The organism is Mycobacterium simiae (genome assembly GCF_008370645.1).
Lineage (GTDB): Bacteria > Actinomycetota > Actinomycetes > Mycobacteriales > Mycobacteriaceae > Mycobacterium > Mycobacterium simiae_A.
The window spans coordinates 1-290 of record NZ_VTZN01000626.1 but is presented as its reverse complement, the minus strand read 5'-3'; the positions used below and the strand labels follow the sequence as shown (position 1 = coordinate 290).

Here is a 290-nt window from a genome sequence, read left to right as displayed (position 1 = left end):
ACCAAGTCGGGCAACGAATGACCCAGCTGACCGCGCAGCGCGTTCAGCTCGGCGGCCAGCGCGCCAATGCGCTGATAGCCCGCGACCGAGTAGCAACGGGCCGGACCCGGGTCACAAATCGCGTCGGCCAGACATGGGTTGTCCGCGTCCGGACTGGCTGCCATCGCGACCGACTCCGGTGCGCCCGACTCGCCTGGGCGCGGGCCTCCCACCAGCGTCAGGGCGCGTCGCCACAGCTCGGCAAGGTCGCGGCCGCCAAGCCTCCACCGTGGACCGGTCAGCACCCGCAC

General features: G+C 71.7%; 1 protein-coding gene. It reads right to left on the bottom strand.

Annotated features, from left to right (window positions below; genetic code table 11):
• Nucleotides 1-290: hypothetical protein (locus F0Q45_RS27165; protein WP_188113225.1), on the bottom strand; the 290-nt coding region annotated here is incomplete at both ends.